The 24,328-nt window shown below is 61.8% G+C and carries 25 protein-coding genes, 1 tRNA gene and 1 riboswitch; of the genes, 16 read left to right on the forward strand and 10 right to left on the reverse strand.

All coding sequences use genetic code 11. From position 1 onward, the window contains the following. Window positions 1-26 precede the first annotated feature (26 nt). From pstC to phoB, 5 genes are read left to right on the forward strand one after another with little or no spacing between them, the layout of a single operon-like run. Window positions 27-1,508 carry a phosphate ABC transporter permease subunit PstC gene (gene pstC, locus FHT28_RS27515; protein WP_037203120.1) on the forward strand — a complete coding sequence of 494 codons (1,482 nt, stop codon included), beginning with the start codon at window positions 27-29 and terminating at the stop codon, window positions 1,506-1,508. Beyond that, entirely contained in the window at window positions 1,505-2,839 is a 1,335-nt protein-coding gene (gene pstA / locus FHT28_RS27520) for a phosphate ABC transporter permease PstA (protein WP_168597950.1), read from the forward strand. Before pstC ends, pstA begins: the two co-directional genes overlap by 4 nt. A gap of 14 nt (window positions 2,840-2,853) precedes the next feature. Then, window positions 2,854-3,669, forward strand: coding sequence for a phosphate ABC transporter ATP-binding protein PstB (gene pstB, locus FHT28_RS27525; RefSeq protein WP_047641053.1), 816 nt, complete (start codon window positions 2,854-2,856; stop codon window positions 3,667-3,669). Window positions 3,670-3,720: 51 nt separating this feature from the next. After that, window positions 3,721-4,434 (forward strand): phosphate signaling complex protein PhoU, encoded by a 714-nt coding sequence (phoU, locus tag FHT28_RS27530; protein ID WP_037203126.1) that lies wholly within the window; start codon window positions 3,721-3,723, stop codon window positions 4,432-4,434. Between the two features lie 32 nt (window positions 4,435-4,466). After that, window positions 4,467-5,150, forward strand: coding sequence for a phosphate regulon transcriptional regulator PhoB (gene phoB, locus FHT28_RS27535; RefSeq protein ID WP_004128368.1), 684 nt, complete (start codon window positions 4,467-4,469; stop codon window positions 5,148-5,150). A gap of 191 nt (window positions 5,151-5,341) precedes the next feature. Here phoB and FHT28_RS27540 read toward each other — a convergent pair whose 3' ends face one another. Beyond that, entirely contained in the window at window positions 5,342-5,875 is a 534-nt protein-coding gene (locus FHT28_RS27540) for a GcrA family cell cycle regulator (protein WP_037203127.1), read from the reverse strand. Between the two features lie 424 nt (window positions 5,876-6,299). Here FHT28_RS27540 and FHT28_RS27545 point away from each other — a divergent pair, with 424 nt between their 5' ends. The 3 genes from FHT28_RS27545 (at window position 6,300) to FHT28_RS27555 (ending at window position 9,527) form a co-directional block, all read left to right on the forward strand. Then, a complete protein-coding gene (locus FHT28_RS27545; protein WP_047641052.1) occupies window positions 6,300-7,499 on the forward strand; it encodes an aspartate aminotransferase family protein in 1,200 nt (399 codons plus the stop codon). A 73-nt stretch (window positions 7,500-7,572) separates the two neighbouring features. Beyond that, window positions 7,573-8,490: an ornithine carbamoyltransferase gene (argF, locus tag FHT28_RS27550; protein WP_037203131.1), complete on the forward strand. Its 918-nt coding sequence runs from the start codon at window positions 7,573-7,575 to the stop codon at window positions 8,488-8,490. 47 nt (window positions 8,491-8,537) lie between these two features. Then, window positions 8,538-9,527 carry an Hsp33 family molecular chaperone gene (locus FHT28_RS27555; RefSeq protein ID WP_047556104.1) on the forward strand — a complete coding sequence of 330 codons (990 nt, stop codon included), beginning with the start codon at window positions 8,538-8,540 and terminating at the stop codon, window positions 9,525-9,527. 6 nt (window positions 9,528-9,533) lie between these two features. On the opposite strand, the gene apaG is transcribed toward FHT28_RS27555, so the two are convergent. Continuing rightward, window positions 9,534-9,926, reverse strand: a complete 393-nt coding sequence (gene apaG, locus FHT28_RS27560) for a Co2+/Mg2+ efflux protein ApaG (RefSeq protein ID WP_047641050.1) — start codon at window positions 9,924-9,926, stop codon at window positions 9,534-9,536. 609 nt (window positions 9,927-10,535) lie between these two features. Here apaG and FHT28_RS27565 point away from each other — a divergent pair. After that, window positions 10,536-11,249: a DNA helicase gene (locus FHT28_RS27565; protein ID WP_037203136.1), complete on the forward strand. Its 714-nt coding sequence runs from the start codon at window positions 10,536-10,538 to the stop codon at window positions 11,247-11,249. A gap of 82 nt (window positions 11,250-11,331) precedes the next feature. Here the strand turns inward: FHT28_RS27565 and FHT28_RS27570 are convergent, their stop codons facing one another. Continuing rightward, window positions 11,332-12,519 carry an O-succinylhomoserine sulfhydrylase gene (locus FHT28_RS27570; protein ID WP_047641049.1) on the reverse strand — a complete coding sequence of 396 codons (1,188 nt, stop codon included), beginning with the start codon at window positions 12,517-12,519 and terminating at the stop codon, window positions 11,332-11,334. 43 nt (window positions 12,520-12,562) lie between these two features. Then, window positions 12,563-12,641, reverse strand: a riboswitch (SAM riboswitch). A gap of 172 nt (window positions 12,642-12,813) precedes the next feature. On the opposite strand from FHT28_RS27570, the gene FHT28_RS27575 reads away from it, so the two are divergent. Both FHT28_RS27575 and FHT28_RS27580 read left to right on the forward strand, forming a co-directional pair. Then, entirely contained in the window at window positions 12,814-13,908 is a 1,095-nt protein-coding gene (locus tag FHT28_RS27575; RefSeq protein ID WP_037203141.1) for a 2'-deoxycytidine 5'-triphosphate deaminase, read from the forward strand. Between the two features lie 58 nt (window positions 13,909-13,966). Further along, a tRNA-Gly gene (locus FHT28_RS27580) sits at window positions 13,967-14,040 on the forward strand. A gap of 11 nt (window positions 14,041-14,051) precedes the next feature. Here FHT28_RS27580 and FHT28_RS27585 read toward each other — a convergent pair. Continuing rightward, window positions 14,052-14,291, reverse strand: a complete 240-nt coding sequence (locus FHT28_RS27585; protein WP_246704968.1) for a hypothetical protein — start codon at window positions 14,289-14,291, stop codon at window positions 14,052-14,054. Here FHT28_RS27585 and FHT28_RS27590 point away from each other — a divergent pair. Next, window positions 14,290-14,469 (forward strand): hypothetical protein, encoded by a 180-nt coding sequence (locus FHT28_RS27590; protein WP_047641048.1) that lies wholly within the window; start codon window positions 14,290-14,292, stop codon window positions 14,467-14,469. The two genes, FHT28_RS27585 and FHT28_RS27590, sit on opposite strands and share 2 nt — an antisense overlap. 118 nt (window positions 14,470-14,587) lie before the next feature. Continuing rightward, window positions 14,588-15,175 carry an acyltransferase gene (locus FHT28_RS27595; protein ID WP_168597951.1) on the forward strand — a complete coding sequence of 196 codons (588 nt, stop codon included), beginning with the start codon at window positions 14,588-14,590 and terminating at the stop codon, window positions 15,173-15,175. Window positions 15,176-15,259: 84 nt separating this feature from the next. Here the strand turns inward: FHT28_RS27595 and FHT28_RS27600 are convergent, their stop codons facing one another. Further along, window positions 15,260-17,272 carry a methyl-accepting chemotaxis protein gene (locus FHT28_RS27600; RefSeq protein WP_168597952.1) on the reverse strand — a complete coding sequence of 671 codons (2,013 nt, stop codon included), beginning with the start codon at window positions 17,270-17,272 and terminating at the stop codon, window positions 15,260-15,262. A gap of 493 nt (window positions 17,273-17,765) precedes the next feature. On the opposite strand from FHT28_RS27600, the gene FHT28_RS27605 reads away from it, so the two are divergent. After that, complete coding sequence (locus FHT28_RS27605; RefSeq protein ID WP_244655111.1) at window positions 17,766-18,575, forward strand: transporter substrate-binding domain-containing protein; 810 nt, start codon at window positions 17,766-17,768, stop codon at window positions 18,573-18,575. Here the strand turns inward: FHT28_RS27605 and FHT28_RS27610 are convergent, their stop codons facing one another. From FHT28_RS27610 to FHT28_RS27625, 4 genes are all read right to left on the reverse strand, one after another. Further along, window positions 18,576-18,989, reverse strand: coding sequence for a tellurite resistance TerB family protein (locus tag FHT28_RS27610; RefSeq protein ID WP_034513789.1), 414 nt, complete (start codon window positions 18,987-18,989; stop codon window positions 18,576-18,578). A 78-nt stretch (window positions 18,990-19,067) separates the two neighbouring features. Continuing rightward, on the reverse strand, window positions 19,068-20,213 hold the full coding sequence (locus FHT28_RS27615; protein ID WP_168597954.1) for a thermonuclease family protein: 1,146 nt from the start codon (window positions 20,211-20,213) through the stop codon (window positions 19,068-19,070). Between the two features lie 15 nt (window positions 20,214-20,228). Continuing rightward, a complete protein-coding gene (locus tag FHT28_RS27620; RefSeq protein ID WP_047641046.1) occupies window positions 20,229-20,882 on the reverse strand; it encodes a helix-turn-helix transcriptional regulator in 654 nt (217 codons plus the stop codon). A gap of 141 nt (window positions 20,883-21,023) precedes the next feature. Then, entirely contained in the window at window positions 21,024-21,452 is a 429-nt protein-coding gene (locus FHT28_RS27625; RefSeq protein ID WP_168597955.1) for a hypothetical protein, read from the reverse strand. Window positions 21,453-21,561: 109 nt separating this feature from the next. Between FHT28_RS27625 and FHT28_RS27630 the strand changes: the two genes are divergently transcribed. Together FHT28_RS27630 and FHT28_RS27635 are read left to right on the forward strand one after the other, a co-directional pair. Then, entirely contained in the window at window positions 21,562-21,918 is a 357-nt protein-coding gene (locus FHT28_RS27630) for a DUF952 domain-containing protein (protein ID WP_092575096.1), read from the forward strand. Continuing rightward, on the forward strand, window positions 21,915-23,003 hold the full coding sequence (locus FHT28_RS27635) for a quinone-dependent dihydroorotate dehydrogenase (RefSeq protein WP_168597956.1): 1,089 nt from the start codon (window positions 21,915-21,917) through the stop codon (window positions 23,001-23,003). Before FHT28_RS27630 ends, FHT28_RS27635 begins: the two co-directional genes overlap by 4 nt. On the opposite strand, the gene FHT28_RS27640 is transcribed toward FHT28_RS27635, so the two are convergent. Then, complete coding sequence (locus tag FHT28_RS27640) at window positions 22,979-24,328, reverse strand: MATE family efflux transporter (protein ID WP_168597957.1); 1,350 nt, start codon at window positions 24,326-24,328, stop codon at window positions 22,979-22,981. The two genes, FHT28_RS27635 and FHT28_RS27640, sit on opposite strands and share 25 nt — an antisense overlap.

The following is a 24,328-nucleotide window of genomic DNA, read 5'->3' on the forward strand; positions in this document are numbered from 1 at the left end:
GCGCCGGTGTTCGCCGGGGAGTGGGAATGAGCATATCGCTGCTGTTGTTGTGTCTGTCGGTCATTGGTGCCCTTGCCTTCGTGCTCGGGCGCGCGAGGGCGACTGCGATATCAGGCGGCAGGTCTTCCTCGATGCACTCCCGGCTCGGCTATCATGGCGCCTATGCTGCGATCTGGGCGGTGCTGCCGGCCCTGGCGCTCGTCTGTGTCTGGCTGATCGTCAGCCCGATTATTATCGATCGCCTGGTGGTCAAGTCCTTTCCGGAAGAGGTGAGAACCCTTCCGCAGGCGGAGCTTAACCTCAGCTATGGCATGGTGCGCAGCATTGCCCACGGCATGCGCCTGCTCGATGGCCAGGAACTCGCCGCGGTTGACGGCGGCGCAGCCGATCTCCAGTTGCTTCTGGCGCAGAAGGGCGTGCCACTCGCGGTCCGCCCAACGGGTTACATGATCGATGCAGCCAATAAATATAACGGCATGCGCGAAGTCAGCCGGATGGTGATGTCTGCATCGGCGATCCTTCTGTCGTTGCTTTGCGCGGTTCATGGCTTGCGTGCCATCGCCCCGCGTTTTCGCGCCCGCAACCGTGTCGAGCAGGTCATCCTCGGCGCCCTGATCGTCGCCTCCTCCATTGCGGTGCTGACGACGGTCGGGATCGCCTTTTCGATGCTTTCGGAGGCGGCGCGTTTCTTCAGCATGGTACCTGCCCATGAGTTCTTCTTCGGCACTGTCTGGGATCCGCGCTTCACCGGTGCCGGCTCACAGACATCCGGAACTTTCGGCTTGATACCCTTGCTGGCCGGCACGATCTATATCGGTCTCGTCGCCATGTTGTTCGCGGTGCCGATCGGCTTGTTCGCCGCCATCTACATGGCCGAATATGCTTCGGCCCGCGTGCGCTCGATCGCCAAGCCCCTGCTCGAAGTGCTGGCCGGCATTCCCACGATCGTCTACGGCTTCTTTGCCCTCGTCACGGTCGGGCCGTTCCTGAGAGACATCTCGGCGGAGATCGATGGCCTGCTAACGGGAAGCTATACAAGTTTCATCGAGGCGCAGAGCGTCCTGACGGCGGGCTTCGTCATGGGCGTCATGCTCATTCCCTATGTCTCCTCGCTGTCAGACGACATCATCATGGCCGTGCCGCGGTCGCTGCGCGATGGCTCGCTCGGTCTTGGCGCCACCCGCTCGGAAACGGTCAAGCGCGTTTTGCTGCCGGCGGCACTTCCGGGCATCGTCGGCGCGCTGCTGATGACCGCCTCGCGGGCAATCGGCGAAACGATGATCGTCGTACTGGCCGCCGGTGTCGCAGCTCGCATGCAGTTCGATCCCTTCGAACCCATGACGACGGTTACCGTGAAAATCGTCAACCAGTTGACCGGCGATCTGGAGTTCACCTCGCCGCAGACGCTGGTCGCCTTCGCGCTCGGCATAACGCTGTTCTGCCTGACGCTCTGCCTGAACGTCTACGCGCTCTACATCGTCCGCCGCTACAGGGAGCAATACGAATGAGCGACATCGTATCCTCCCCGTCACAGAATATTCCGCGCGGGCTTACGCCGGGCGCCCCGGCGCGGCGCGATATCGGCATCAAGCAGCGCTATGCCGCCGAGCGCCGCTTTCGGGCCTATGGCATCGCCGCCGTAGTCTTCGGCCTGGTCTTCCTTCTCACGCTTGTCTCGACCGTGGTCCGCAACGGTTATACCGCCTTCGTGCAGACCTCGATAACCCTACCGATCGAGTTCACCGAGAAAGTCATCGACCCCACCGGCAAGCGCGCCAGCGATCCGAAGGTGCTGATATCAGCCAACTACCCGGTCCTCATGCGCGATGCGCTGGTGAAGGCCTTGGGCATCGATCCTTCCGATCGCGTACTCGTGCGCGAGGCCACGACAATGGTGTCGGACAGTGCGCGGATTGCACTGCGCAACAAGATCATGGCCGATCCCTCGATCATCGGAACGACTGGGAATGTGACGTTCCTTGCGAGCGCCAATATCGACTCCGCCAACAAGGGGCAGATCGACCTGGCGGCCGACGAGAAGGATCGCAAGGTTTCCGATCGGCAGCTCGGCTGGATGAAGCAGCTGACAGCCAGCGGCGCGCTGCACGAAGCTTTCAACAGCGGTCTCTTCCTCTCGGGCAACTCGAGCCGCCCCGAGGCAGCGGGCCTCGGCGTCGCGCTGATCGGCTCGCTCTATCTGATGCTGACCGTCCTCGCGCTCGCCTTGCCCGTCGGTGTCGCCGCTTCGATCTATCTGGAGGAATTCGCGCCAAAAAACCGGCTGACGGATCTGATCGAGGTCAACATCAACAATCTCGCGGCGGTGCCCTCCATCGTCTACGGCCTGCTCGGCCTTTCGGTGTTCATCAACATGATGGGGCTGCCGCGCTCTGCCTCGCTGGTCGGCGGGCTGGTGCTCAGCCTGATGACGCTGCCGATGATCATCATCGCCACGCGCTCGGCACTGCGGGCGGTACCACCATCGATCCGCAGCGCGGCACTCGGCCTCGGCGCGTCGCGCATGCAGATGGTCTTCCATCATGTGCTCCCGCTCGCCATGCCGGGCATCCTCACGGGCACCATCCTCGGGCTGGCGCATGCGCTCGGCGAGACGGCGCCGCTGCTTCTGATCGGCATGGTCGCCTTCGTCGCCAACTATCCGGCCTCGCCGCTCGATCCTTCGACGGCGCTGCCGGTGCAGATCTACATGTGGGCGAGCGAAGCGGAGCGGGCCTTCGTCGAGAGGACCTCCGGAGCGATTATCGTGCTGCTCTTCTTCCTCGTTGCGATGAATATCGGCGCGATCCTGCTGCGGCGCCGCTTCGAACGGCGCTGGTAGGGGAGGGCGACCAAATGAACATGATGACGGAAGCCGCGGGCGAAAGAGCATTAGCCAAGAAGATGATGACGATCCCCTATAAGATGATCGGCCAGGACGTCTCGGTCTTTTACGGCGACAAGCGCGCGCTCTTCGATGTCAACCTGAACATTCGCGCCAATACGGTCACGGCGCTGATCGGTCCTTCCGGCTGCGGCAAGTCCACTTTCCTGCGTTGCCTCAACCGCATGAACGACACGATCGAGACCTGCCGCATCACCGGCAAGATCACGCTCGACGATCAGGATGTTTATGACAACAGCATCGATGTCGTGGAGCTGCGCGCGCGCGTCGGCATGGTCTTCCAGAAGCCCAACCCGTTTCCGAAGTCGATCTACGAGAACGTCGCCTACGGACCACGCATCCATGGCCTGCACAGCTCGAAAGCCGATCTCGAGCATATCGTCGAGACCAGCCTGCAGAAAGCCGGTCTCTGGGGCGAGGTCAAGGATCGGCTCTATGATGCCGGCACGAGCCTGTCCGGCGGCCAACAGCAGCGTCTGTGCATCGCTCGCGCGGTCGCCGTCAGTCCAGAGGTCATCCTGATGGACGAGCCATGTTCGGCGCTCGACCCCATCGCAACCGCAAAGGTCGAGGATCTGATCCATGAGCTGCGGGAAAACTTCACCATCGTCATCGTGACGCATTCCATGCAGCAGGCAGCCCGCGTTTCGCAACGCACCGCAATGTTTCATCTCGGCCATCTGGTTGAGGAGAACGATACCGATAAAATGTTCACCAATCCCGACGATTTCCGCACGCAGGATTACATCATGGGCCGTTTTGGTTGATGATGCCGTGCGCGCGGCTCCTTTCACACAGTTCACCTTGAGGATAGAAAAATGGTCTCCACTCACATTCTCTCTGCCTATGACGAAGACCTGAAGTTCCTGACGCGCCGCATTGCGGAAATGGGCGGTCTGGCCGAGCAAATGGTCAGCGACAGCGTTCGCGCACTGGTCCAAAGCGATACCAGTCTTGCGCAGAAGGTCATTTCCGACGACGTCATTCTCGATCATGCGGAACGGGAAGTCGGCGACAAGGCGATCGTCACCATCGCCCGCCGGCAGCCGATGGCCGCCGACCTGCGCGAGATCATGGGCTCGATCCGCATCGCTTCCGATCTGGAGCGTGTCGGCGACCTCGGCAAGAACACCGCCAAGCGCGTCATCGCCGTGCAGGGCACAGGCGTTCCGCGGCGGCTTGCCCGCGGCATCGAGCATCTCTCCGAACTGGCGCTCAGCCAGCTCAAGGAAGTGCTTGACGTCTATGCCACCCGTTCGCCGGACAAGGCTGTGTCGATCCGAGAGCGCGACGAGGAAATCGACGCGATGTACACCTCGCTCTTCCGCGAGATGCTGACCTACATGATGGAAGATCCGCGCAACATCACCACCTGCACGCATCTTCTCTTCTGCGCCAAGAACATCGAGCGCATCGGCGACCATGCCACCAACATCGCCGAGACGATCTATTACATGGCGACCGGCGCCCAGCCAGAAGGCGAGCGCCCGAAGGATGATACCGCCAACACCGTTGGCGCGGTGACGGAATAATCTGGAAGCGAAGAAAAGGAGACCAGAGGCGCATGGTTCCGAGAGTTGCTGTTGTAGAAGACGAGGAAGCGCTCAGCGTTCTGCTGCGCTACAATCTCGAGGCTGAGGGCTTCGAGGTCGATACGATCCTCAGAGGCGATGAAGCCGAATTGCGTCTCCAGGAGCGCATCCCCGATCTTCTGATCCTTGACTGGATGCTCCCCGGTGTATCCGGCATCGAGCTCTGCCGCCGGCTGCGTATGCGGCCGGAGACGGAGCGCCTGCCGATCATCATGCTGACGGCCCGCGGCGAGGAAAGCGAGCGCGTGCGCGGTCTTTCCACCGGCGCGGACGATTACGTCGTCAAGCCGTTCTCGACGCCGGAGCTGATGGCCCGCGTCAAGGCGATGCTGCGGCGCGCCCGCCCGGAGGTTCTCTCCACGGTACTGCGTTGCGGCGATATCGAGCTGGATCGCGAGACCCATCGCGTTCACCGCAAGAGCCGCGAAGTGCGGCTGGGACCGACGGAATTCCGCCTGCTGGAGTTCCTGATGTCCTCGCCGGGCCGGGTCTTCTCGCGTTCGCAGCTGCTCGACGGCGTATGGGGACACGATATCTATGTCGACGAACGTACCGTCGACGTGCATGTCGGCCGCCTGCGCAAGGCGCTCAATTTCTCCAATATGCAGGATGTCATCCGCACCGTTCGCGGTGCGGGTTACTCCATGGAAGCTTGAGCGGGTACGCCCGTTCAGGCGTCGACATAGCGGCGGAAACAGAAAACGGGCCTTTCGGCCCGTTTCGTTTATCTTATCTGGAGCGGTTACGCGTTTCACGGACTCGCGTGACCGCTCTATGCTATTGTTTTTACGCAATTCCGGACGGAAAACCGCTTCGCACTTTTCCCGGAATTGTTCTATGGGGCATCTCAGCCGCGCGGTTGAGCTGGCCGACGCCGTTCATGCACCGGCTGGTAGGCCAGGCGCTGATGGTAGCCGCAATAGGGCGATGCATCCGGGCTCTCGTTGCCGCAGAAGTGGAAATCGTCCTTCAGCGGGTCACCGACGGGCCATTTGCAGGTGCGTTCCGTCAGCTCGGTCAGGACGAGGCGCCGAGAGATCGGAACGACGACGTTGGCAGCCGGACGATATTGGATCTCGTTGACCGCATCGACCTCAATCTCTTCCTTGAGCATGGTCGCGCCCTGCTGGCGGGTAACCGTGCGGGTTGCGACGCGCGATGTATAATTCGATGCGCGGGGCGCCGAGGCGCCGCGCTTCGGCGTTCGGGCAGCGGTCGCCGTGCCGCCCGCCTTCGCTCGGCCCGGCAGGCTCAAGCGGTGCACCTTGCCGATGACGGCGTTACGGCTGACACCGCCCAACTGCGCCGCGATCTGGCTGGCGCTCAACCCTTCGGACCATAGCTTTTTAAGCTTCTCGACGCGTTCGTCTGTCCAATTCATGCCCTGTCTCCGCTGTCGCGTTTCCGATGGCAGAATCCTTCACCATTGCCCCGCATAGGATCGAGGCGCGAAACGCTCTAAAATTGTGGTGACTAGTTCCGCCGCATGCAGTCTAGCAATTGGTTTTTAACCTAGTGTGAGGCTGACTCCGTGACAAGAGTCGCGGGAATCTTGAGGAATCGATTTCGAGGTTTTCCCCAACTTGCTGTCCTGGCGTGGCATTTATGCAATATGATCCGGCCAACGCATCCCGTTCGGCCGCGGCCGCTCTCTCGCACCTGCTAAATCGCCAGTTTTGTTGACATCGCGGTGCAAAACATCAATAGTGCCCACGCCGCCGCAAGGCGGCATTTTTGATTTTTTCGGACCCGTTTCATGGAAAGGAAGCGATTGGTCCTTAGGGTTGTGATCGAGGAGATACGCCATGGCCGAGACAGCGGCGCTTTATGACACCTATATGCGCGCTCCGCTGCGGTTCGAGCGAGGCGAGGGCGTCTGGCTGATCACGGAAAATGGCGAACGCTACCTCGATTTCGCGGCCGGTGTGGCAGTCAATTCGCTCGGTCATGCGCATCCCCATCTCGTGGCCGAGCTGAAGGCGCAGGCTGACAAGGTATGGCACCTGTCCAACCTCTACGAAGTGCCCGGTCAGGAGAAGCTCTCGAAGCGGCTGACGGAAGCCACATTCGCTGACAAGGTGTTCTTTACCAATTCGGGCGCCGAAGCGCTGGAATGCGCCATCAAGACGGCGCGGCGCTATCAGTTTGCCAACGGGCATCCCGAGAAGTTCCATATCATCACCTTCGAAGGTGCTTTCCACGGTCGTACCATCGCGACGATCGCTGCCGGTGGCCAGGAAAAGTATATCGAAGGCTTCGGCCCGAAGGCCCCCGGCTTTGACCAGGTGGCTTTCGGCGATCTTGATGCGGTTCGTGCCGCAATCACCGATGCGACGGCTGCGATCCTGATCGAGCCGGTGCAGGGCGAGGGCGGTATCCGCCCGGCGACCAACGAATTCCTGCGCGGTCTCCGCGATATCTGCGACGAGCACGGTCTGCTCCTGGTGCTCGATGAAGTACAGTGCGGCGTCGGCCGCACGGGCAAGCTTTTCGCCCATGAATGGGCCGGCATCAAGCCCGATATCATGGCGGTGGCCAAGGGTATCGGCGGTGGTTTCCCGCTCGGCGCATGCCTTGCAACGGCAGAGGCAGCCTCCGGCATGAAGGCCGGCACGCACGGGTCGACCTATGGCGGCAATCCGCTTGCCATGGCGGTCGGCAATGCGGTGCTCGATATCGTGCTGGCCGATGGCTTCCTGGAGCATGTGCGTGATATGGCGCTGGTCTTCCGCCAGGGCCTTGCCTCGCTCAAGGATCGCTTCCCGGATATCATCGAGGACATCCGCGGCGAAGGTCTCATGCTCGGCATCAAGGCAGCCATCCCGCAAGCGGATCTGCTGCAGGCGATCCGCGCCGAGCATCTGCTGGGTGTTCCGGCCGGCAACAATGTCATTCGCCTGCTGCCGCCGCTGGTCGTGACCGCCGAGGAAGCGCGCGAAGGTCTTGCTCGCATCGAGCGTGCGGCCGAGCGTGTACGCGCCGCCCGCGTCAAGAAATCAGCCTAAGTTCGACGCCCGCAGTCGGGGCGTTCTTGCCCTATGCGGGCGTTATTGTTTTTTCTGGAGTACAGGTGAGGACATGGCTTCTCCGAAACACTTTCTCGATCTCTCGGCCGTAGCGGCCGCCGATCTGCGCCACATCATCGATGACGCGATCGTGCGAAAAAGGGCGTTGAAGGCGGGTACCGCCGACAAGCCGCTTGCCGGCAAGATGCTGGCGATGATCTTCGAGAAGCCTTCCACACGGACCCGCGTCTCCTTCGACGTCGGCATGCGCCAGCTCGGTGGCGAGACACTTTTCCTGTCCGGAACCGAAATGCAGCTCGGCCGCGCCGAGACGATCGGCGATACGGCGAAGGTGCTGTCGCGCTATGTCGATGCGATCATGATCCGCACGACCGATCATTCGCGCCTGCTGGAACTGGCGGAGCATGCGACCGTTCCGGTCATCAACGCGCTGACCGACGATACGCATCCCTGCCAGATCATGGCCGACATCATGACCTTCGAGGAGCATCGCGGCCCGGTCAAGGGCAAGACCATTGCCTGGACGGGCGACGGCAACAACGTGCTGCATTCGTTGATCGAAGGCGCGGCGCGGTTCGGCTATCGCATGAACATGGCGGTACCTCTTGGTTCCGAGCCCAAGGATCACTATTTGAACTGGGCCCGCAACCAGGGCGCCGAAATCATGCTCTCGCATGATGCCGACCGTGCGGTCGCCGGTGTCGATTGCGTGGTAACCGATACCTGGGTTTCCATGAATCAGGAACACCGGGCCCGCGGTCACAACGTCTTCCAGCCCTATCAGGTCAACGCGGCTTTGATGGCACAGGCCGGCAAGGACGCGTTGTTCATGCATTGCCTGCCCGCCCATCGCGGGGAGGAAGTGACTGATGAAGTGATCGATGGTCCGCAATCCGTTGTTTTCGATGAGGCGGAAAACCGCCTGCATGCGCAAAAGTCGATTCTTGCTTGGTGCCTGGGCGCAATCTGAGGATATGAAACCGCGTCTGAGGGCGCGGGCGCAGTAGGAGTAGAGCAATGGCCGAAAATGCAGCCTCGCTGGGTCAGTTTGATTTTGCCGGTGACGATCACGTGGTTCCCTTCCAGGTGGAAGGGCTCGATGTGCGCGGTCGTGCCGTACAGCTTGGTTCGTTGCTGGACGCAATTCTTGCCCGGCACAACTATCCGACCCCGGTCGCCCGGCTTTTGGCCGAGGCCATCGTCCTGACCGTCCTGCTCGGAACCTCGCTGAAGTTCGAGGGCAAGTTCACCGTGCAGACCAAGAGCGACGGTCCCGTCGACCTCCTGGTTGCCGATTTCTCGACGCCGGAAAATGTCCGCGCCTACGCTCGTTTCGATGAAGAGGCTCTGGCAAAGGCGATCGCCGCCGGTGAAACCGAGCCGGAACAGCTGCTCGGCAAGGGCGTGCTCGCCTTCACTATCGATCAGGGTCGCTACAGCCAACCCTATCAAGGCATCGTCGCTCTCGACGGCGCCTCGCTCGAGGAGATTGCCGGCACTTATTTCCGCCAGTCGGAGCAGATACCGACTCGGGTTCGCCTGGGCGCCGCAGAACTTTTCGATCGTGACGAGAACGGCAAGCCGCGGCATCGCTGGCGGGCGGGCGGCCTGATCGCGCAGTTTCTGCCGGAAGCGCCGGAGCGCATGCGCCAGCCGGATCTCCATGGCGGCGATGGCGATAGCGGCATGCGTGATCATGTCGAGGACGATGCCTGGGCGGAAGCACGCAGCCTGGTGGAGACCATCGATGCCGATGAATTGACGGATCCGCTTGTCGGCACCGAGCGCCTGCTGTTCCGCCTCTTCCATGAGCGCGGCGTGCGCGTCTACGAACCAAAGGCGGTTTTCGACCGCTGTTCCTGTTCGCGCGACAAGCTGAAGGGCGTGTTGCAGGGGTTCTCGGCCGAGGAGATCGAGGCCAGCCAGGAGAACGGCGAAATCGCCGTCACCTGCGAATTCTGCTCGACCACGTACCGCTTCGAGGCAGCCGAGATAAATGTGGCCTGATCGGGCTCAGTTCAGCGTGCGCATCAGGTTGGGCGTATCGAGGGAGAAGGCGGGGATCTTGACATGGAAAAGTTCCCCGTCATCCGTCTCCATCTGGTAGTGGCCGAACATCATTCCCGAGGGTGTGTCCAGCGGGCATCCTGAGGAATATTCATAGGTGTCGCCAGGCCGCAGATGCGGCTGTTCGCCGACGACGCCGGGGCCGGTCACTTCGTCGACTATTCCGTTCATGTCGGTGATATGCCAATAGCGCGTCACCAGCCGAACGGAAACTTTCGAGTGGTTGGAGATGATGATGCGATACCCCCAGACATAGCGATCGTCATCCGGATCGGATTGCTCCTCCAGATAAAACGGCTCCACGACCACTTCTATGTCGCGTGTTAGGGCGCGATACATGCCTGATACCTTACCACTGCGCTGGAGCATCAAGCGTCGGACAAACGCTGGAAAAGCCTCAGTATCTTTAAGTCTGCGGCATATTATCCGCTTTCCACCGTCCCGCAAATGCAGGATCTCTAGCGGTATCCTACAAGCAACCTATTCCGTCAAGGAACGGATCGGTGAAAACCCGCGTGATCGGCCGGAGCATCCCGGTTTTTAGCTATTACGGCTAATATCGAAGGTTAATAGGCCGCAGCCAAAAGTATCACAGGCCGCTTCTCTTTCACTGTTATCCCGCATACTGCTGCCCGAATACCCTCCATGGGCGGAAACGCTTACGGAAATTGCAGGTTGACTTGAGACTCGATTGTCATGTCCGCCACGCCTCAATCCAAATCTCTAGATCATATAATTCCCAAACCGGTCTTGTGTTCCCCGAGAAGCGCTTCTCTGCGATTTCCCGGCGAGGGGATTTCGGCTATCATCTGATTCTGGCATGGCCCGTGCCTCCCCCCTCCATCCGGGAAAGTATACTTCATGCGGGGCTGTCGATCATCAAACCGACTGTTTGAGCGCCGGGCATAAGGAGGGGTTGCGGTCATTGCTCGCAATAGGAGGTTTACAATGAGGCTTTCCGCCCCTGTTTATCATTTGAAGCGCAAGGCGCGGCTGCTGTCGCGTCAACAGAATATTCCTTTGCATGCCGCGCTGGATCGCGTAGCGGCCCGCGAAGGATTTCAAGGCTGGAGCTTGCTTGCGGCCAAGACGCAAGCGGCCGTACCCGCCGACGATTTGTTCTCGCTCTTGAGTCCGGGCGATCTGGTGCTGGTCGGCGCGCGGCCCGGCCAGGGCAAGACATTGATGAGCCTCAAGCTCGCCGTCGGAGCCATGAAGGCTGGCAATCGCAGCGCCTTCTTCACGCTGGAGGATACGGAGAAGGTCGTCCTGGATCGCTTTCGGATCATCGGCGTGGATCAGGCCGAGTTCAGGGAACTGTTCGAGCTCGACAGTTCCGATGCCATAAGTGCCGATTACATCACTCGCAAATTGGCCTCAGTGCCGCGCGGCACATTGGCGGTGGTCGACTATCTGCAGATACTCGATCAGAAGCGGGAGAAGCCAGAATTGATGACCCAGGTCCGGGCATTGAAGGCCTTCGCGCGCGACAAGGGCGTGATCGTCGTGTTCATCTCGCAAATCGACCGTTCATACGATCCGGCGCTGAAGCCATTGCCCGATCTCGATGACGTTCGTCTGCCGAACCCGCTGGATCTCGCGCTTTTCGACAAGCTGTTCTTCTTGCATGCCGGCAAGGTTCAATACAAGGCGGCGAGCTGACGCTGGCCGTCTGCTTGCATCATGGCCTGCTCAGGGCAGGTCGGGCCGCCCGGAAAATCTCCGGGCGGCTTGTCGATTGATATCAGGCGGAGACCTGTTCCAGAGCGCGGGCGAAATCCTCGACCAGATCCTCGCTGTCTTCGATACCGGCGGAGAAGCGCACGGTGCCCGGCGAAATGCCGAGTTCGGCGCGCGCCTCGTCGGTGAGGTTCTTGTGCGTCGTGGTGGCCGGATGAGTGATCAGGCTCTTGCTGTCGCCGAGATTGTTGGAAATCCGCACGATTTCCAGTGCGTTCTGCAGCTTGAAGGCCGCTTCCTTGCCGCCCTTCAGCTCGAAGGCCACCAGCGTCGAGCCGCCGGTCATCTGCTTTGCGATGATATCGGCCTGCGGGTGATCCTTGCGGCCGGGATAGATCACGCGGGCGACCTTGCCGGGGTGCCCGGCAAGGAAATCGGCCACCTTGGCGGCATTCGCCGTCTGCTGCGCGACGCGCAGCGGCAGTGTCTCGATGCCCTTCAGCAGCGTCCAGGCGGTGAACGGCGACATGGCCGGGCCGGTGTGGCGGAAATAATCCTGCAGGTTCTCGTCGATCCACTGCTTGTCGGAAAGGATGACGCCGCCGAGCGAGCGGCCCTGGCCGTCGATATGCTTGGTGGCGGAGTAGACGACGATATGGGCGCCGAGCTCCAGCGGCTTCTGGAAGAGCGGGGTGGCGAAGACGTTGTCGACCACGACCTTGGCGCCGATCTGGTTGGCGAGTTTGGCGACGGCGGCAATGTCGACCACTTCCAATGTCGGATTGGTCGGGCTTTCCAGGAAGAAGACCTTGGTCGTGGGACGGATGGCCTTTTCCCAGTTTTCGACGAAACGTCCGTCGACCAGCGTGCATTCGATGCCGTATTTCGGCGCCAGCGTTTCGACGACCCAGCGGCAGGAGCCGAAGAGCGCGCGAGCGGCAACGATATGGTCGCCGGCCTTCAACTGGCAGAGAATGGCGGCGGTGACGGCGGCCATGCCCGAGGCCGTGGCGCGGGCATCTTCCGCGCCTTCCAGCGCGCACATGCGCTTTTCGAACATGTCGTTGGTCGGGCTGCCGTAGCGGGCGTAGATGAACCCATCCGTCTCGCCCTTGAAGCGTGCTTCCGCCGCTTCCGAGGTGTCGTAGACGAAGCCCTGGGTCAGATAGATTGCTTCGGATGTTTCGCCGAATTGCGAACGGAGCGTTCCGCTGTGAACGAGCTGGGTTGCGGGGCGCCAAGTCTTGCTCATGCCATCACCACTTTCAAAACAAAAAAACCGGCCGCAATTGCAGACCGGTTTCAACCCGGTCTTTTTAGCCACTTATTTAACGTGGCTGCAAGCCGACCGGCCAAATCACCACGGGATAAGTTGCAATACTGCCGTTGATCGCTTGCGTCAATTCCCTGAGTTTGGTTTTGTCTGCGACAAATTACTGTGCCTGGCGCCCGTAGGCTGCGCAAAGGATCACGGTAACACTTGGAATTTGCACATGACCCTTCAGATCGCGCTATGGTTTGCAGGATTGTGTGCCGGGGATGAGGCATGATGGCTCGCAATACTGGAATTCTAGCCGATCGCGCCATTGCGGCGCTTTTTGACGCGGGGCGGCTGACGAGCGAACGGGAACTGGACGCCGATCAGATCCAGCCGGCGAGCCTCGATCTTCGGCTCAGCGCGCATGCTTTCCGCGTCCGCGCCAGCTTCATGCCCGGCCCGTCGCATCTCGTCGCCGACAAGCTCGACCGGCTGAAGCTGCATGTCATCGATCTTTCCGAAGGCGCTGTGCTGGAAACCGGCTGCGTCTATATCGTGCCGCTGATGGAGCGCCTCGATCTGCCGGCTGACATGTCTGCGTCGGCCAATCCGAAAAGTTCGACCGGCCGCCTCGATATCTTCACCCGCGTCATCACCGACCGGGCGCAGGAGTTCGACAAGATCCCGGCCGGCTATTCCGGCCCGCTCTATCTGGAAATCAGCCCGCGCACCTTCCCGATCGTCGTGCGCCGCGGCTCGCGCCTGTCGCAGATCCGTTTTCGCGTCGGCCAGGCCGTGCTCACCGAGCCGGAACTGCTGGCCCTGCACGAGACCGAAACGCTGGTGGCCAGCAAGAAGCCGAACATCACCGGCGGCGGCATCGCGCTGTCGATCGATCTTGCCGGCGACAAGGAGGGCCTGATCGGCTACCGCGGCAAGCATCACACCGCCGTTGTCGATGTCGACAAGAAGGCCCAGCACGATATCTTCGATTTCTGGGAGCCACTCTATAGCCGCGGCCGCACCGAACTGATCCTCGACCCGGACGAATTCTATATTCTCGTCTCTCGCGAGGCCGTGCATGTGCCGCCGCATTATGCCGCCGAGATGACGCCCTTCGATCCGCTGGTCGGCGAATTCCGCGTCCACTATGCCGGCTTCTTCGATCCGGGCTTCGGCCACGCGCCGTCCGGCGGCCGCGGCAGCCGCGCCGTGCTCGAAGTGCGCAGTCACGAGGTGCCTTTCATCCTCGAGGACGGCCAGATCGTCGGGCGCCTGATCTACGAACACATGCTGGAACAGCCGAGCAGCCTCTACGGCTCCGGCCTCGGCTCGAACTATCAGGCGCAGGGCCTGAAGCTGTCGAAGCACTTTCGGCTCTGAGGGGCTGGCGACTGGCCTTGACAGAGACCGCCAACTGTTGGACATCTCAGGGTGTCAGGCGGGTGTAGCTCAATGGTAGAGCAGCAGCTTCCCAAGCTGAATACGAGGGTTCGATTCCCTTCACCCGCTCCAACTTGCCCTTGTCAAAAACGGCCTCTTGTTTTCAGCGCAACCTTCAGCGCTTCGCCGAAGGTTGCGATCGGGCGGGCGAGGGGTCCTGCCGGCGGGCGATGCACCAGCCAGTTGACGACTTTCGAGCTGAAATCCGGCGCCTCGATGACCTCGACGGCATCGCGCCAGCGGCTTTCCGATAGCGCCGCCGGTGTCAGGACGCCGATACCGAGACCGCGTGATACCAGCGACATGTGCAAATCGGCGCTCATGGCTTCGCCAGCTCGACGCATCAATGGCCTCTTCGTCGGCATCTTCTTTCTCGGCGGCGCGCTGGGCTCGGCGCTTGCCGGCACCGCATGGGATTTTGGTGGCTGGGTTGCCGTCTGTGCAGCGGCCGCAGGCTTTGGCGCGGTTGCCTTGATCACAGGCCTTGCGGAGCGTAGGTGAAGGATGCAAGAAAACGGCAACACTTGCCGCCTCGCCTCCGCGTCGCCATATGCTGGCTCATTCAGGTGGGTGCCAGACAAGAATGGCAAAAGGAGTGCCCCTTGAAAGGAGCGTCCTTATGCGCGGCATTGTATGGTTCTACAGATTGAAGGCGATCTTTGTGCGTGGCGTGCTCACGATATCGCGCAGCACGAAAATTCCGCTGGGAACGACGATCATCTGGAAGCGCGGCAGTGTTCGCATCGGCGCAAAGGGGCATTTCCGCAAGGGCGTCGTCATCGATGCGCAAAAAGGCAACATCGATATCGGCAATCACGTCTCCTTCAACGAGTACACAATTCTGTTGGGCAGTGGCGGGATTTCGATCGGCAACGATGTGCGGATCGCCGCCCATGCCATGGTCGTATCCTTCGATCACAATTTCGATGATCTCACCCAGCCCATCCGCCAGCAGGGTCTCACGAGGAAGCCTGTCGTCATCGAGGATGATGTCTGGATCGGCGCGGGAGCGAAGATCCTGGGCGGCTCCCATATCGCTAGGGGATGCGTCATCGGCGCGAATGCCGTCGTCAAGGGGAAGACCGAGCCATACGGCATCTATGTCGGTGCGCCCGCCAGATTGCTGAAATGGCGCGGACAGAAAGACAACTCCACTGCCGAAAATATCGAGCAGCTTCCTTCTTCGAAGAGATTGACAAACCGATAGGCATTGACGTGTCAAAACAGGCGGCATTCGTTAAGACGTGCCGCCTGCAGTCTATTCGCCAAATGGTTTAGGATCGCGGCGTTCTCAGAATTCCGTCCAGTCCGCGTCCTTGCTCGTCGTGGCCGGTGGCTGATTGCCACTGAACGCACTCAGCAATTTCTGGCCGAGCGCGCGCGCCGGCGAGGGGGTCGGACGTGCCTTCACGCCGTCGACAGCCCGGATGACGGGAGCTGGCGCAGGTCGTGGCAGGGGTCGCACAGTGGGCCGCGGCGCATTGGTTGCGGCAGGCGCCGCACGTACATGTGCAGCCTCGCCGCCGCTCGTGCGGAACTGGCCGATGAGTGCCGCCAGAGAGGCGGCCTCGGTCGCCAGACTGTGGCTCGCAGCCGTGCTTTCCTCCACCATGGCGGCGTTCTGCTGGGTGCCGTGATCCATGGCGTTGACGGCGGTATTGATCTCCTGCAGGCCGGCCGACTGCTCGCGCGAGGCTTCGGCGATCGCGTGTACATGCCGGTTGATTTCCTGCACGTCCGAGACGATGGCGTCGAGTGCCTTGCCGGTTTCGTTGACCAGGCCGACGCCCGTCCGGACATGCGTTTCGGAGGTGGCGATGAGCGTCTTGATCTCCTTGGCGGCATTGGCGGACCGCTGGGCCAGCTCGCGCACTTCCTGGGCGACCACGGCAAAGCCCTTGCCGGCCTCGCCGGCGCGGGCGGCTTCGACGCCGGCGTTCAGCGCCAGCAGATTGGTCTGGAAGGCGATCTCGTCGATGACGCCGATGATGTTGCTGATCTCACCGGAGGATTTTTCGATCTGCTGCATGGCTTCTACGGCATTGCGAACGACCTCGCCGGACCGCTCCGCGCCTGCGCGCGTATGGACGACGAGTTGACTTGCTTCCTGCATACGCCTGGCGGCGTCCTTGACCGTCGTGGTGATCTGTTCCAGCGCGGCGGCGGTTTCCTCGACGGATGCCGCTTGTTGTTCCGTGCGCCTTGAAAGCTCGTCGGCCGCGCCACGGACTTCGTTGGCGCCGGCGTTGATGGCGCGGGCATTGGAGCCGACCGCATGCATTGCCCCGTCGAGCTTGAGGAGCGCGTTGTTGAAGTCCTGCCGGAGCTGATCGAGATGTTCGACGAATTGGGTGTCGATGCGCGTCACGAGATCGCCTTCCGCAAGACGCTTCAAGCCATCGCCGACCGCTTGAACGGCCTGCTGCAGATGCGCTGCCTCGGCAGCCTGCCGAACCTCGCGTTGAGCGCGTTCGCTGTCGCTGAGCGTCCGGTCGGCTTCGGCCTGCGCCGCGAGCCGCGCGCGTTCTATCGCGTGGTCGCGGAACACGACGACGGCGGATGCCATCTGGCCGATCTCGTCGCGACGGTCGTGGCCTTCGATTTCGCTTGCCGTATCGCCGCCGGCGAGCGTCGTCATGCGGTGATGCAGACGCATCAGCGGCGCAGCAATGCTTTTCTGCGCGACATACATGCCGAAGATCAGGGAGAGAAGTGTCACGGCACCGAGGGCGCCGAGCGTATAATCGATGGCGCTGTTGACCTCCGCCGACAAGGCATCGCCGCCGTTGTTCATTCGGTTTGCCAGCGCATCGCCATTGGCTTGCATCTGCGCCATCAGCTTGAGCAGTTCGTCGTTGACCACGGCCATGCCCGCCTCGGCGCCTTTGGCGTCGCCATTCTTGCGCTGCTCGATCGCCTTGTTCGTGAGCGTTTGCAAGTCATCCAGTCCGGCGAGGATCGCGTCGATGGGCTGCTTCCGGGCGGGGACAAGGCTCTCGGCATGCTTCAGCCTATCCTTCGCCTCGCTGAAATAGCTGCTGCTCGCCGTCGCCGCCGTCTTGAAGGCATCGCTGCCGGGATCGAAATTCAGCATCAGGCTTGCCTGCAATACCCCAGCCAGTGCGGCCGAATTCGAGCGCGCGCCTTCCGTCGCCGCAATGGCTTCCCGATCGAGGAAGGCGTTGTAGGCCTGGTCCGCCTTGCGGGACTCGCCGGCGATATACAGCAGGCCGGCGAATGAGACGAGGCCGAGAAAAAGGATCACGGCAAGCATCTTGGTTTTGATTTTCAGGTTCCTGAACATGATGGTCCATTTGGGTGCCGCGCCTTATCGAGGAGAATGCGCAAGGGTCCGCTCGTCTTGGAAGGACGGTGAGGATTGCGCCGCCTGATATGCGCGGACGAAGCCGAATTTGCGGGATACCTTGCGAAGAAGGCTCGGACGACTTGCATCATGCGATCGGCTGCCGGGCCGACGTCGTCGATGCCGCGAGTACAATCAATAGAGCTTAATCGACCGCTAACGAGGGCACTTATGTGGCCGAATTCCCACGGCAATTTTGTGCTTGTTCAAAATCTCGCAACCGACCGGTGCGGCAGGCGTCCGCCATTCATCTTGCGGACGCTGCCGCCATCATTCCTTGGCGCGATATTCCCCCTGCGGCATGACTCTGCTACATCGGTTGGTGAATCAGGGATCGATACACACGACCGGAGGCTGGATCATCACCATTCGTGTTTGCCTTTCGTCGCCAACCTCCGCAACGAAGCTTCTGGCGCGCGCGGCGCTGATCGCCATGTCGTGCGCCTTGCCGCTTGCCGCCCAGGAAGCCAAGCCGCCGAGCCTGCCGATCCTGTTCGATGCGCGCGAGCGACTGCCGAAGCCTGATCTGTCTTCTTTGGTGAGATTGAGGTTTCTGACCTCGATCGATTTCCCGCCCTTCAATTTCGTCGATCAGAACGGCAAGCTCGCAGGCTTTCATGTCGAGCTCGCCCGCAAGATCTGCGACGAACTCGGCATATCGGACAAATGCCAGATCCAGGCGTTACCGTTCAACGAATTGCAGGGGGCGCTCGCGGCTTCGCAGGGCGATGCGGTGATTGCCGGCGTCGCCGTGACCCCGGAGCTGCGCAAGACCTTCGCCTTTTCACGCCCCTTCCTGACGTTGCCGGCTCGCTTCGTCCGCAACCTCAAGGCTCCGATCAGCGGCACGACAGCCGCATCGCTTGCCGGACACCCCGTCGGCGTGGTCAAGGGGACGATGCACGAGGCTATGATGGCGGCTTTCTTCCCGGCGATCAAGCCGGTGCCGTTTGACGACAAGGCGGCTCTTCTGGCGGCCGTCAAGGACGGCAAGATCGATGCCGCCTTTGCCGACGGCTTGCAGCTGTCCTTCTGGGTATCGTCGCCGGCGGCGGAAAAATGCTGCGCCCTTTTCGACGGTCCCTATCTCTCCCAGCAGTTCCTCGGCGAAGGCATGACCATCATGCTGCGTCAGCAGGACGCCGATCTGACGGCGGCGATCAATCATTCCCTCGCCACTCTGTCCCGCGATGGCAGGCTGCAGGAAATCTATCTGCGTTATTTCCCTTACGGGCTCTATTGATCAGGCCTTGCGGTAGCGGGCAATCGCGCTGCGCTCGATGGCCGCGCAGGTGAGCTTGTCGAGGCCCAGGCGGTCGCGAAGCAGGCTGAGAAGGCGCAATTCCTCCGCCTTGACCGACAGATCGGCCGACGCGACTTCCACGGCGAGTGCATACGCCGTGTCGTAGAGCCGGGCCGGCAAGGTGTCGCGCACGGTTTCAAGTACGATATCGAGCCCCTCATTGTTCGCCAGAAGCTTGGCGCAATCGCGGGAGACCGAGATCAGCGTCTCGTCGTCAAAACCCTTGAAAACCGGCAGGGCGTGGATGAGTTCTCCAATTCGGCTGAGTTCCCGGTCGTTCATCGTTCGATCGACGGCCGAGGCCAGTACCATGACGTAGATGAGGGCCTCGTGAGCGGAAAGCGGCTTGTTCATGACAGGCGAAGTCCTTCGAATTTGGCAGACTGAAAAGTCGCGCGTCTCATGGCAAAAGCTGGTGGCGGAAGCAAGGCGTCAGATTGGATTGAGCGGATCTTCCTTGGGCAAAGCAGGTCCAAGGGTTGATTTTCCAGTCTTTCGTGGGTCGTCCCCATAGATGCCGCGCTGCTTCTGCTTTGCTTCGTCGACAAGCGGCGCCAGCGGCGATCCGGGTTCCGGCTCGGCCCAGCCGAAACGCACGAGCCAGGCGCTGAGATCGACGCGAACATAGCGGCAGGCACCTTTCACCGTGCCCTGCCAGGTCGCGCTCGGCAGGTCGCAGTCGATGGTGCGTCCGCGCAAATACATGCGGAATGCGGTGCGGGCAGCCAGTCCGCAAGGCCAGCTTTTGCCGCTCGGGCCGGTGCACATCCGATCGACATCGGTCGGGATGATGCCGGTGAGCTGCACGCTCCTGCCCGCAATGGTCAGCACACCAGCCTGATCTGCGAAGGGTCGGACAAGCTCGATGGGCTTTATCTGCTCCTCAGGTTTCTGCGCATCACCGAGCGAAGCCTGCTCCGACTGAGGCCGGGGCGGAAGGGTCTGATGTTCGGATGCAGCCGCCTGCCTGTCGATCTGATCGGCCGGCATCCGGTTGTCCGGCGTCGGATCTACTTTAGCCTGGTCGGCAGGCGCAGGTTCCGGCGATGTCGATGCGGCGCTGGCCTTGTCCGCCGCGACTTCGGTTGGCCCTGAAGTCTGGTCCGAGGGCGTGTCCGTGTTTTTCAAGAACCGTGCCGGCGGCGCCTCATTCGGCTTTGCCGAAACATTGGTCGACTGCGCTGTGGCGGGAAGGGCCTTGCTCTCTTGCGCCACTGCCGGCTGAGCAGTGACTGCGTTGTTTTCCTCAGCCTTACTCACATCGCTGCCAGGCGCTATCTCCACGGCCGGCTTGGCGGGCGGCGCCCCGGTCTGATCTTCCGGCTGCGTTTTATTGGAGGTCGTATCGTCCTGCTTAGCTGTATCGATGGGCTTTGGCGCCTCATTATTCTTCGCAGGCGTGAGATCGGCCTTGGCGGTTTCCGCCGGCGCTGTCGCCGGCCGATTTTCCGTCACCGCGCCGCTAGCGCCTCGGTGGGGCAGAGAAAAGCCATGCTCTCCCAGCTGGACCACGATCAGCGTCAACCACGAACCGACCACCGCGCCCGCCACACCTCCAAGCAAAATATTACGACGCATACCGAGAAAACTTTCCTATTGGCTTGCCCATATGATCCGGGCGATCCATTCCACATCCGCCAGATCGAAGCTGCGGTTGGGGTGCTCGGGGTTGAGCGACATCAACTCGATCGAGCGTGCACTCTGCCGCAGCAAGACCTTGGCCATGACTTCGCCTTCGCGGGTCTTGACCACGACACGGTCGTTTCGCCGGATCTGAGCCCCTGGTTCGACGATCAGAATGTCGCCGTCGCGGTAAAGCGGCAGCATGCTTTCACCCTGTATCTCCAGCGCATAGACGCCGGCCTCATGCCCGGTCGCGGCGGGAAATTCCACCATATCCCAGCCCTGGCCCGCCGGGAAGCCGCCGTCATCGAAGAAACCGCCGGCGCCTGCCTGGGCAAAACCGATAAGCGGAATGGAGCTGCCGGCTGGTGAAATTCCCTGGGCGGACATCTCGCCACTCCGCAGGAAACCCAGAAATTGCTCGAGGCTCGCGCCTGTCGCATCCAGCACCTTGGCGATCGATTCCGTCGATGGCCAGCGCAGGCGCCCGTCCTGGCTCAACCGCTTCGACTTGTTGAAGGACGTAGCATCGAGCCCGGCGCGGCGTGCCAGACCGGAGGGCGTCAAGGCATATCGCTCGGCGAGCCTGTCTATCGCACCCCATATCTGCTCATGTGACAGCATCGCCGCTCAGCATCCGCGCGCCGGATGGCCCGGCGCTCAACTCATTGCAAAAAGGTTAACCGAGGCATTTTGGCGAGTAAAGGGCGAGATAGGAATACGGTCCTTTATCCCTGTGCTTTCATCGCCCAGCTATCCCGGGCCTCAGGTCTTCTGTGGCTGCGGCTTGGTGTCCGGCTGCTCGTTCTGGAATTCCTTCGCCATGCCCATGAAGCCGCGCATGAATTTCTGCATGATGCCGAGCGTGCGATCGACATCGGCGTCGCTCGGAAGGCTTGATCCGTTGTTGGAGGCAACGGTCTTTTCAAGCTTGGTCACGCGGTCGGAGAGACGGTCGAGCTCGTCGTCATAGGCGGCGCGCTCGTCGGCGGCCATGCGGCAGACGAGGTTGCCGTTCTGATCCTGGCAGATGGACATCGCGCCGGTCTGCCGATCGAGGCGGACGAAATGATCGCCGCTTCGCTCCAGCTGGAAGCGCGTTGCGTCCGGCTCGGCCGCGAGTGCGGGTGCAGTCAGAAGAACAGCGGCGGGCAGAAGCAGGGCCGCGATGCCGATTCTCATTTCCTTCGTCATGTCATCCTCCGGATTTTCTGCTTAACTGTGCATCTTCGCGCACGTTTCCCCGTGGACATCGACGGCGGTTTTCGTGCAAAGCCCTATTAGAGCAAATGTTCACATAGGGATGATGACCGCGATGCCAGTTGTTTACAAGATCGTGCCGGACGCGCTCTGGCAGCAGGCCAGACAAACCGGTGTTTTTAATGGCGCGGCGATCGATCTGACCGACGGCTTCATTCATCTGTCCACGGCCAGGCAGGCGGTGAAAACCGCGGAGCTCTATTTCGCCGGCCAGGCAGGGCTGCTGCTGGTGGCGATCGACGGCGATGTGCTTGGCGAGAAGCTGGTGTTCGAGCCCTCGCGTGGTGGCGATCTCTTCCCGCATCTCTACGCGCCGCTGCCGCTTTCGGCGGTGCTCTGGGAAAAGCCGCTGCCGATCGGTTCCGATGGTGCGCATGTCTTTCCGGAGATGGCCGAATGATCGGAGCCTTTCGTGATTTCGGCCGGCGCGGCCTCTTCCTCCTCGATCCGGAAACGGCGCATGGCATGTCGATTGCGGCGCTGAAGTCCGGCCTCGTGCCGGTTTGCCGCGTCAGCGCCGATCCGCGCCTGCGCCAGACCGTCGCCGGGCTCGACTTCGCCAATCCCATCGGCATGGCGGCCGGCTTCGACAAGAACGCCGAGGTGCCGGAAGCCCTGTTGAAGCTCGGTTTCGGCTTTACCGAAATCGGCACGGTGACGCCGAAGGCGCAGCCCGGCAATCCGCGCCCGCGCATCTTCCGTCTCGTCGAGGACGAGGGCGTCATCAACCGCCTCGGCTTCAACAATGAAGGTCATGAAGCGGCTCTCCGCCGGCTGCAGGCTGTTCGCGGCAAGGGCATCATCGGCGTCAATATCGGTGCCAACAAGGACAGCGTCGACCGCATCGCCGACTACGTCACCGGCATCCGCCGCTTCTATTCCGTGGCGCGCTATTTCACCGCCAACATTTCTTCGCCCAACACGCCGGGCCTGCGCGATCTGCAGGGGCGCGAAAGCCTGTCGGCGCTGCTGTCGGCCGTGCTTGCCGCCCGCGACGAGGAGGCAGCGAAGGCCGGCAAGCGCATCCCCGTCTTCCTGAAGATCGCGCCTGATCTGACCGAGGAGGGCATGGACGACATCGCGGCCGAAACCTTGGCCCACGCTTTGGACGGCCTGATCGTCTCCAACACCACGCTTTCGCGCGATGGGTTGAAGGATCAGCGACAGGCGAAAGAGGCGGGTGGCCTCTCCGGCAAGCCGGTCTTCGAGAAGTCGACCATTGTGCTGGCGAAGATGCGCCGCCGTGTCGGCAGCGCTCTCCCGATCATCGGGGTCGGCGGCGTCTCGTCGGCCGAGACGGCGCTGGAGAAGATCAAGGCAGGCGCCGATCTGGTGCAGCTTTATTCCTGCATGGTCTATGAAGGGCCGGGCTTGCCCGGCCAGATCGTCGCCGGCCTGTCGAAGCTGCTCGACCGCGAGCGTGCGGGCTCGATCCGCGACCTGCGCGACATCAGGCTGGACTACTGGGCGAACCGGAACGTCTGATCGGCCCGCTTCTTCAGGCCCATGGCCAGGAAGATGCCGCGGAACAGCAGGAAGGCGTTCATGGCCATCCACAGGCCGTGATTGCCGAGCGTCGGGACGAGGATCGCAAGCGCTATAAGGTAGCCGCCGAAGGACATCAGCATCCGGTTGCGCATGTCGCGCGACCAGGTGGCGCCGATGAAGACGCCGTCCATCAGGAAGGCGAGAGCGCCTGTCAGGCCCGTGACGGCTGCCCAGGGCAGATAGGTTTCGGCAGCGGCGCGAACCTCCTGCGAAGTCGTCAGCAGGCGGATCAGCGCCGGGCCGACGGTGAAGAAGAACACGGCAGCGGCAAGCGCCAGCCCGAAGGACCAAAGCCCGGTCAGCTTCAATCCGCGCTCGAAGGCAGGCCGATAGTTGGCGCCGATTGAGCGGCCGGTAATCTGCTCTGCGGCGTTCGCCAGTCCGTCGAGATAATAGCCGGACAGCAGGAAGAAGTTCATCAGCACCGCATTGGCGGCCAGCATCACCGCGCCGAAGCTGTTGCCGATGCGCGTCATCAGCGTGAATGCGCCGATCAGCACGAAGGTCCGGATGAGGATGTCGCGGTTGAGCGCGAAGAGCTGCGTGAGCTTGGAGCGCGACAGCAATTCGGCGCGCGCCGGCCTCTCTTCGGCGGCAAAGCTGCGTATCACGATGGCGAGCCCCAGCAGCGTGCCGGTCGCCTCACCGATCAGCGTGCCCCAGGCGACGCCGGCAACCCCCCAACCGAGCCAGAGGCCGAGAAGGATGGCGAGCGCGATGTTGACGCCGTTGATGACGGTCTGCAGCAGCAGCCCGATGCGGCCCTGGCCGCGACCGAGCACGAAGCCGAGCAGCGCGTAATTGGCAAGTGCCGCCGGGCCGGAGAGCATGCGGATGGAGAAGTAAGTGCGTGTTGCATCGGCAATGGCACCTTGCGGCCCCATCAGCTTGATGCCGAGCCAGAGCAGGACGGGCGACAGTACGACGATCAGGAAGCCGCAGCCGAGTGCCGAGATCAGGGCACGCCAGAAGACCGCCTGCTGTTCGTGCCGGTCACGGCGGCCATAGGCCTGTGCGGTAAGCCCGGTCGTGGAGGCGCGCAGAAAGTTGAAACTTGCGAAGATGAGATCGAAGAGCACCGCGCCGATCGCAAGTCCCGCAAGCGCATCCGGCTGGCCGAGATGGCCGACGACGGCGGTGTCGGCAAGACCGAGCAGCGGCGTCGTCATGAAGCCTAGGGTCATCGGAAGCGCGATCGACAGCACGAGCCGATGTGTGACATCGAAGGGCAGAACCCTTCCGCTCGCGTCCTGAACATTCAT

The organism is Rhizobium sp. SG570 (assembly GCF_012275345.1).
Taxonomy (GTDB): Bacteria; Pseudomonadota; Alphaproteobacteria; order Rhizobiales; family Rhizobiaceae; genus Rhizobium; species Rhizobium lusitanum.